This window comes from Cupriavidus sp. R6-3, from assembly GCF_059772245.1.
Genome location: NZ_JCBAJO010000232.1, coordinates 1 through 7,197 on the forward strand (window position 1 = coordinate 1; position 7,197 = coordinate 7,197).

9 protein-coding genes are annotated in these 7,197 nt (G+C 67.3%); all 9 read right to left on the reverse strand.

From position 1 onward, the window contains the following. On the reverse strand, positions 1 to 344 hold a 344-nt coding region (locus tag AC6EI8_RS22370), incomplete at its 3' end, for a rod-binding protein (RefSeq protein ID WP_498382907.1). 16 nt (positions 345 to 360) lie between these two features. Beyond that, entirely contained in the window at positions 361 to 1,542 is a 1,182-nt protein-coding gene (locus AC6EI8_RS22375) for a flagellar basal body P-ring protein FlgI (protein WP_498382908.1), read from the reverse strand. A gap of 8 nt (positions 1,543 to 1,550) precedes the next feature. Further along, positions 1,551 to 2,240: a flagellar basal body L-ring protein FlgH gene (flgH, locus tag AC6EI8_RS22380; RefSeq protein ID WP_498382910.1), complete on the reverse strand. Its 690-nt coding sequence runs from the start codon at positions 2,238 to 2,240 to the stop codon at positions 1,551 to 1,553. An 11-nt stretch (positions 2,241 to 2,251) separates the two neighbouring features. Beyond that, positions 2,252 to 3,037, reverse strand: coding sequence for a flagellar basal-body rod protein FlgG (gene flgG / locus AC6EI8_RS22385; protein ID WP_023264122.1), 786 nt, complete (start codon positions 3,035 to 3,037; stop codon positions 2,252 to 2,254). An 85-nt stretch (positions 3,038 to 3,122) separates the two neighbouring features. Next, complete coding sequence (flgF, locus tag AC6EI8_RS22390; protein WP_006579130.1) at positions 3,123 to 3,866, reverse strand: flagellar basal-body rod protein FlgF; 744 nt, start codon at positions 3,864 to 3,866, stop codon at positions 3,123 to 3,125. A gap of 74 nt (positions 3,867 to 3,940) precedes the next feature. After that, entirely contained in the window at positions 3,941 to 5,158 is a 1,218-nt protein-coding gene (flgE, locus tag AC6EI8_RS22395) for a flagellar hook protein FlgE (RefSeq protein ID WP_498382909.1), read from the reverse strand. A 90-nt stretch (positions 5,159 to 5,248) separates the two neighbouring features. Beyond that, positions 5,249 to 5,911, reverse strand: coding sequence for a flagellar hook assembly protein FlgD (flgD, locus tag AC6EI8_RS22400; protein WP_149319461.1), 663 nt, complete (start codon positions 5,909 to 5,911; stop codon positions 5,249 to 5,251). 44 nt (positions 5,912 to 5,955) lie between these two features. After that, positions 5,956 to 6,363, reverse strand: coding sequence for a flagellar basal body rod protein FlgC (flgC, locus tag AC6EI8_RS22405; RefSeq protein ID WP_006579133.1), 408 nt, complete (start codon positions 6,361 to 6,363; stop codon positions 5,956 to 5,958). A gap of 7 nt (positions 6,364 to 6,370) precedes the next feature. Then, complete coding sequence (gene flgB / locus AC6EI8_RS22410; protein WP_149319460.1) at positions 6,371 to 6,778, reverse strand: flagellar basal body rod protein FlgB; 408 nt, start codon at positions 6,776 to 6,778, stop codon at positions 6,371 to 6,373. Positions 6,779 to 7,197 lie beyond the last annotated feature (419 nt).

Below are 7,197 nucleotides of genomic sequence, written 5' to 3' on the forward strand. Positions count from 1 at the left end.
GCGGTGGCCTCCGGCGGCAGCGGCTGGCCGCTGGCACGCGCCAGCTGGCGCGCCATGACTTCGGCCAGGCCAATGCCCTTGGACGACAGGTGCTGGGCCAGCTGCTGGTCCAGCATCGACATATATAGCTTGGTCTGCTCGTTGTCGAACAGTCCGTCCTGCGGCGTCGCCTCGCGCATGCTCTTGAGCACCATCTGCGTGAAGACGGCCTCGAACTGCCTGGCGGCCGCCTTCAGCGTGTCGGCGCTGCCGTCGCGCGCGCTCTGCTTCAACGCTTCGAATCCCTGCGTGTCGAGCGCGAAGCGCTGCGACAGATCGGCTTGAGCGTGGATCGGTTGGCTCATGCGATGGCCCGTGCGATCAGATGATTTCGAGCTCGGCGCGCAGCGCGCCCGCCGCCCGCATCGCTTCGAGGATGGTCTGCAGATCGGCCGGCGTCGCGCCCAGCGAGTTCAGGCCGCGCACCACCGCCGACAGCGAGGCGCCGGCGCGCACCAGCTGCAGCGAGCCGCCGTCGCGCTTCAGGTTGATCTCGGAGACCGGCGCCACCACGGTTTCGCCGCCGCTGAACGGCGCCGGCTGGCTGATCACCGGCTGCGTATTGATGACCACCGACAGGTTGCCGTGCGCGATCGCGCAGTCCTGCACGGTGACGTCCTGGTTCATCACGATCGAGCCGGTGCGGGCGTTCAGGATGACCTTGGCCGCGGCACGGGCCGGCGTGACGTCGATGTTCTCGATGCGCGCCAGCATCGCCACGCGCTGCGACGAGGCCTGCGGCACGCGTACCTGCACCACCCGCGCGTCGAGCGCGCTCGCCACGCCGCCGCCCATGTTGCGGTTGATCGCCTCGACTACGCGCTCGGCGGTGCCGTAGTCCGAGCTCTTGAGCTCGAGCGTCAGCACGCCGTTGTCCGCCTGGAACGCCGGCACCGCGCGTTCGACGATGGCGCCGTTGGCGATGCGGCCGACCGCCAGCTGGTTGATCTGCACCTTGCTGCCGTTGGCGGACGCGCCCGCGCCGCCAACCAGCAGATTGCCCTGCGCGATCGCATAGACCTGGCCGTCGGCGCCCTTGAGCGGCGTCATCAACAGCGTGCCGCCGCGCAGGCTCTTGGCATTGCCCATCGACGACACCACGATGTCGATCTGGCTGCCCGGCTGTGCGAACGGCGGCAGCGTCGCGGTCACCATCACCGCGGCCACGTTCTTGAGCTGCATGTTGCGGCCGGCCGGCAACGTGATGCCCAGCTGCGACAGCATGTTGCTCAGGCTCTGCGTGGTGAACGGCGTCTGCATGGTCTGGTCGCCGGTGTTGTCCAGACCGACCACCAGGCCGTAGCCGACCAGCGGGTTGTCGCGCACGCCCTGGATGGTGGCCAGGTTCTTCAGGCGCTCGGCATGGGCCGTGCCTGCCGGCAGCAGCAGGCCGAGCGCGAGCGCAAGCGCCAGCGCGAGCAGCGGCAGGAAGCCCGGCGTCGAGATGCCGGGACGGCTGGAGCGGAAACTACCGCGGAGGCAAACAGCCAGGCGCAAAGACATGACGCGATTCAGAACGGTGAAACGTTGAGGAAGAAGCGCTGCAGCCAACCCATGTTCTGCGCTTCGTCGATATAGCCCTTGGCGGTGTATTCGATGCGCGCGTCGGCCACCTGGGTCGACGGCACCGCGTTGTCGCCGGTGATCGTGCGGGGATTGACCACGCCCGAGAAGCGGATGAATTCCGCGCCCTGGTTGATGGCCATCTGCTTCTCGCCGGAGACCACCAGGTTGCCGTTGGCCAGCACCTCGATCACGGTGACCGTAATGGTGCCGTTGAAGGTATTGGCCGCGCTGGAACCGCCGCTGGAGCGGATCCCGTTCTCGCCGCTCATGTTGGCGTTCTGGCTGGCGCCGAACAGGCCGCCGAGCGCGCGGGGCACCGCGTCGAAGGCCAGCGCCGCGTTGCTGGTGCGCGAGGCGTTGGTGCCCGAGTTCTTCGACGCGTTGACGTTCTCGCTGATCACGATGGTCAGGATGTCGCCGACATTGCGCGGGCGGCGATCCTCGAACAGCGGGTTGCCGGCGTAGGAGTTCTGATAGATCGAGCCGGTCGGCACGATCGTCGGCCGCTGCTCGGCCCGGGCCGTGGTCGGCATCTGCACCAGCGGCTCGCGCGGCACCAGCGCGCAGCCGGTGACCAGCAGCGGCCCGAGAATGCAGGCCAGACGGCAGGCCGACCGGCCCAGACGGAACAGCATGGCGTTCATGTTCAACCCAGTTGAGTCAGGCGTTGCAGCATCTGGTCGGACGTCTGTACGGCCTTGCTGTTGATTTCGTAGGCGCGCTGGGTCTGGATCATGCTGACCAGCTCCTCCACCACGTTGACGTTCGACGCTTCGACGTAGTTCTGCTGCAGAATGCCGGCGCCGTTCAGGCCGGGCACGGTCGGGTTCGGTGCGCCGGACGCGTCGGTCTGCACGTACAGGTTCTCGCCCAGGCTTTCCAGACCGGTCGGGTTCATGAAGGTCGCCAGTTGCAGCTGGCCAACCTGCACGTTGTTCGCATTGCCCGGTTGCGTCACCGACACGGTGCCGTCACGCGCGATCGTCAGCGAGGTCGAGTTGGCCGGGATGGCGATGGCCGGCTCGATCACGAAGCCGCTGGCGGTCACCAGCTGGCCGTTCTGATCGACCTGGAACGAGCCGTCGCGGGTGTACGCGGTGGTGCCGTCCGGCAGCGTGACCTGGAAGAAGCCCTGGCCGATGATGGCCACGTCCTTGGCATTGCCGGTCTGCTGCGGATTGCCCTGCGTGTGGATGCGCTCGGTGGCGACCGGACGCACGCCGGTACCGAGCTGCAGGCCCGACGGCAGCGTGGTCTGGTCGGACGACAGCGCGCCCGGCTGGCGGATGGTCTGGTACATCAGTTCCTCGAACACCGCGCGGCTGCGCTTGAAGCCCGTGGTCGACACGTTGGCCAGGTTGTTCGAGATCACGTCCATCTGCGTCTGCTGCGCATCGAGGCCGGTCTTCGCAATCCAGAGAGAGCGGTTCATGGTGTTCCTTGGTGGCGGGCACGCGCGGCGGCGTGCCCTGTCGATTCATTGGTGGGCGCCTGGCGTGGGCGCTCAGGGCGGGCGATCAGCGGTTCGACAGCAGCGCGTTGGCGCGCTGCTCGTTGGCGTCGGCGCCCTGGATCATCTTGATCTGCATCTCGAAGCGGCGCGCGTTGGCGATCATGTCGACCATCGCCTCGACCGGATTGACGTTGCTGCCTTCCAGCGCGCCGGCGATCACGCGCACGGTCTGGTCGGTCTCCAGCGGCGCGGCGCCCGGCCGCAGGCGGAACAGGCCGTCGTCGCCGCGGGCGATCGCATCGGGCGGCGGATTGACCAGCCGCAGCCGGCCCACCTGCGCGAGGCCATTGGCGGTCTCGCCGGGGCCTCGCGCGGTGATGGTGCCGTCGTTGCCGATGGTCACCGTCGAGCCGGGCGGCACCGCGATCGGGCCGCCGTCGCCGAGCACCTGCAGGCCGTTCGAGGTCAGCAGCTGGCCGTCCGGGCCCACCTGCAGCGAGCCGGCGCGGGTATAACCCTCCGCGCCGTCGCGCCCCTGCACCGCCAGCCAGCCGTTGCCCTTGATCGCGATATCGAGCGGACGCTCGGTATAGGTCAGGGGTCCGGCCTTCATGTCGGCGCCCGGCGTGCTGGCCAGCGTGAAGGCGCGGGTGGGCGTTTCCTGCCCGACCACCGGCACCGCGCGGAACATGTTGACCTGCGCGCGAAAGCCCGTGGTCGACACGTTGGCCAGGTTGTTGGCCACCGCGGCCTGCTGGTCCAGCGTCTGTTTGGCGCCCGACAGGGCGGTGTAGATCAGGCGGTCCATCTGCGATTCCTATCCAATGCTTGCGGCCACTGCTGCGGCTTTCCGTGGTTGCGCGGTGATGCCGATCATGCCGATCAGATGTTGACCAGCGTCTGCAGCACCTGGTCCTGCGCCTGGATGGTCTGCGCGTTGGCCTGGTAGTTGCGCTGGGCAATGATCAGGTTGACCAGCTGGCCGGACAGGTCGACGTTCGAGGCCTCGACCGCGTTCGATTGCAGCTGGCCCATGCTGCCGCCCGGCGAGCCCAGCAGCGGCTGGCCCGAGGCACCGGTGGCGCTCCAGACGTTGTCGCCTTCGGGCTTCAGCCCTTCGACGTTGCCGAACGAAGCCATCACGACCTGGCCCAGCGCCTGGGTTTCCTCGTTCGAGTAGCTGCCCAGGATGGTGCCGTCGGCTTCGATCGAGAAGCCCAGCAGCGAGCCCGAGGTATAGCCGTTCTGCACGATCGACTTCGGATCGTTGTCGTCGCCGAACTGGGTGGTGCCGGCCAGATCCAGCTGGATGTTCATCGCGGCGGCGCCGCCGGCGGCGGGCACGGTCACCGGAATCGTCGCGCCCGGCGCCGGCGTGACCAGCGCGCCGTTCAGGTCGAAGCGCATCGCGTTCGGACCCGACAGCTGCGCGCCGGTGGCGTCGGTCACGTAGACCTGCCAGTCGGTGCCGGTCGCGTCGGTGGCGCCCTTGCGGAAGTAGGCCGTGACCTGCTGCGCGTTGCCCAGCGAGTCGAACACTTCGATGGTGCTGCTGTAGTTGAACATCGCCGCAGCCGGCGGGTTGCCGGCCGAGGTGGCGAACGGCACGGTCGGCGCGGTGCCGCGCGAGTCCAGGTTGTACTGCGCGGTGATGCGGTCGGTGGCCTTCGGCGGCATCTGGGCGTTCGACACCACCAGCGGTTGCGGCTGCACGCCGCCGCCCGGCTGCACGCCGGCGGGGTAGCCGGTCAGCTGCAGGCCCTGCGCATTGGTGATGCGCCCGTCGTCGGTGCGCAGGAACTGGCCGTTGCGCGAGAAGAAGACCGAACCGTCGGTGCCGACCATGCGGAAGAAGCCGTTGCCGCCGGTGATCGCCACGTCAAGCGAGCGGCCGCTCGCCTCGATATTGCCCTGCGTGAACGACTGCACCACCGAGTTCACGCGCGTGCCCAGGCCGACCTTCGAGCCGGCGTACACGTCGGCGAACTGCGCGGTCGACTGCTTGAAGCCGACGGTGTTCGCGTTGGCGATGTTGTTGCCGATCACGTCCAGATTCTGTGCCGCGGCATTGATGCCGCTGACTCCTTGACCGAAACCCATGATTTCCCCTTGTTACGCGTCGTACGAAGTTGCCCGCGCCGGCGCCGATGGCACCGCCGCGCTGGCGTTCTGTTGAATACCGATTACCGATTAAAGAATCTTGCGGACGTCGTCGACCAGCGCGGTATGACCGCCGCCGATATCGACCAGCACGCCATTGGCGTCGCCGCTGATGGCCTGCACCTTGCCGTAGACGAGCGCCACCGGCTCCACGCTCTTGCCGTCCGCGGTCGCGCTGACCTTGAACGTGTATTCGCCGTCCGGCACGGTGCCGCCGGCGTTGTTCTTGCCGTCCCAGGTCACGTCGTGCACGCCGGCGGTCTGGCCCTTCAGGTCGATGGTGCGCACCACGTTGCCGTCCTTGTCGAGCACGTCGACGGTGACCGCGTCGGCGGTGGCCGGCAGGTCGATGCCGAACTGGCTCGGCTTGCCGCCGGAAACCGCGACTTCCTTGCCCGGTACCATCACCGTGCGGCCGATCAGCGCGGCCGAGTCCATCGCGCGGCCGGCGCTCACCTGGGCCAGCAGCTGGCCCAGCGTCGCGTTCATCGTCTGCATGCTGCTGACCGTGCTGATCTGCGCGAGCTGCGAGGTCAGCTGCGAGTTGTCCATCGGCTTGAGCGGATCCTGGTTGTTCATCTGCGTGACGAGCATCTTCAGGAAGTTGTTCTGCAGGTCCGCGGCGCTGGACGCGCTGTTGGCCAGCTGATTCGACGCGCTGTTGTTGTTGCTGACGGGTGGCGTGGTGGTCATCGTTTGGTCCCGTTGGTCCGGTTGGTCCCGTTGATATGGCGGAATCACTGACCGATGGTCAGCGTCTTGAGCATCATGTTCTTGGCGGAGTTCAACACCTCGACGTTGGCCTGGTAGGACCGCGACGCCGAAATCATGTTGACCATCTCCTCCACCGGATTGACGTTGGGCATCACCACATAGCCGTCGGCATTGGCCAGCGGATGGGTGGGGTTGTGCACCATGCGGGGCGGCGACGGATCTTCCATCACGCCACGCACCTGCACGCCGCCGATATCGGCCTGGCCCGGCGTCGGCGCGAGGCCGAACACGACCTGCTTGGCGCGATACGGCTGGCCGTTGGGCGCCACCGCGCTGTCCGCGTTGGCCAGGTTCGAGGCCGTGACGTTCATGCGCTGCGACTGCGCGGCCATCGCCGAGCCCGTCACGTCGAAGATATTCATTGCCGGCATGGTTTCCTCACGACTGGATGGCGGACAACATGCCCTTGATCTTCGCGTTCATCACCGTCAGGCCGAACTCGTACTTGACCGCGTTGTCGGCGAAGGCCACCCGCTCGGTGTCCATTTCGACGGTGTTGCCGTCGATGCTCGATTGCATCGGAATGCGGTACGCCAGTTCGAACTCGCTGGCGACCGAGGCCTGGCCCGGCAGATGGCGCGTCGACGTGGTCGACAGCGACACGCCATTGGCCTGCCGCCCCCGCTCGACCGATTCGGACAGCTGGCTGGCAAAGTCGAAGTCGCGGGCCTTGAAGCCCGGCGTATCGGCATTGGCGATATTGGCGGCGATTACCGATTGCCGCTGATTGCGCAAGTTCAACGCTTCCTGCTGGAAACGGAACGACGCATCGAGTCTGTCGATCATGTCCGTATCTCGCTATCTCTCGCTATCGAGGAACGTGTGACGAAACCACGCGCCCCTGCGTCGGCAAGGGCGTGAGGGCGGCCGGGAATGGACCCGGCCTTCTTTACGGGTGCCATCTTAGGTGGCGGGTGGCCAGTGCAATCGGACGAATAGGACGGGGAAATCTGCGCATTTCGGGCCGAGGGCGCGCGGGCCGCTGCCTACAATGAGGTCTCGTTGCCGGGCTCATCGCGTCTACACGCGCCCCCACACGCGCTACGCGCGTGCCTGCGCCCGGCTTCCCCGTTTTCCTTTTCGCTCCGCCTGCCGGGATCACGCCATGTCCAGCTCGCCCCGCTGCTCGCTCCGTCGCTCGCACCATCGCTCGAACCGATCGGCACCGGCCCGCCTCGCCTTGCTGGCGCTCTGCGCGGCGCTGC